Genomic DNA, 1,002 nt, shown 5'->3' with positions numbered 1-1,002 from the left:
GTCGAGGCACTGGCAGCGATCACCCGTCACGCGGCCGATCCCGCCGCGGGCGGATACACGCCCTCCGATCTTCCCCTGGTCGACCTGAACCAGGCAGAAATCGATCAACTCGAGCAGCTGTGGAGGAACGACAAGTGAAGCGGAACGAATTGGAAGACATTCTTCCGTTGGCTCCTCTGCAGGAAGGCCTCCTCTTCCACGCGCTCTACGACGAGCAGGCGCTGGACGTCTACACGACGCAGATGTCTTTCCTCATTGAAGGACCGCTGAATGTCGCGGCTCTGAAGGCGTCCGCTCGAGTCGTTCTCGAGCGGCACAAGAACCTGCGCGCCGCTTTCATGCACGAGGGTCTGAGGCAGCCGGTCCAGGTCATCCCCCGGAAGGTGGGGCTGCCCTGGGAGGAGATCGACTTTTCAGACCTGGACGCCGGCAGCCAGGAGACCGCGGTTGCCCAATGGCTGGAGCAGGACCGGGCACGGCGCTTCGACCTGTCCGCCCCGCCGCTGTTGCGGTTCACGCTGATCCGCCTCGGTCACCAGCGGTTCCGGTTGGAGTTCACGAGCCATCACCTGCTGCTGGACGGGTGGTCGCTGCCCGTGCTGATGCGCGACCTGATGACCGCTTACGAGCAGGGCGGCCGCAGTGACGGCCTGGCACCTGTGAGGCCCTACCGGGATTACCTGGCGTGGGTGGCGCAGCAGGATCGTGGTGCGGCCGAGGAGGCGTGGCGTCGGTCGCTTGCGGGTGTGGAGGAGGCGACCCGGCTCGCGCCGGTGCACGCCCGTGCGTCGCAGATGGCGCCCGAACACCTCACCGTACGTCTGCCGGAGGAGTTGACCGCTGCGCTGACGGCTGCCGCGCGGGGTTGTGGGGTCACGTTGAACACGGTGGTCCAGCAGGCGTGGGGGGTGCTGCTGGGGCACATGACCGGTCAGGACGACGTGGTCTTCGGTGCGACCGTGGCGGGGCGTCCGGCTCAGATTCCCGGTATCGAGTCGATGG

1 protein-coding gene is annotated in these 1,002 nt (G+C 66.7%); it reads left to right on the top strand.

Annotation, left to right across the window (positions count from 1 at the left end; translation table 11 throughout):
- Positions 1-134: 134 nt before the first annotated feature.
- Positions 135-1,002: condensation domain-containing protein (locus ABZ858_RS37175; protein ID WP_361389455.1), on the top strand; the 868-nt coding region annotated here is incomplete at its 3' end.

It is taken from the genome of Streptomyces sp. NPDC047017 (assembly GCF_040644175.1).
In the GTDB taxonomy this organism is placed as follows: domain Bacteria; phylum Actinomycetota; class Actinomycetes; order Streptomycetales; family Streptomycetaceae; genus Streptomyces.
This window is presented reverse-complemented; position numbering and strand designations above follow the sequence as displayed.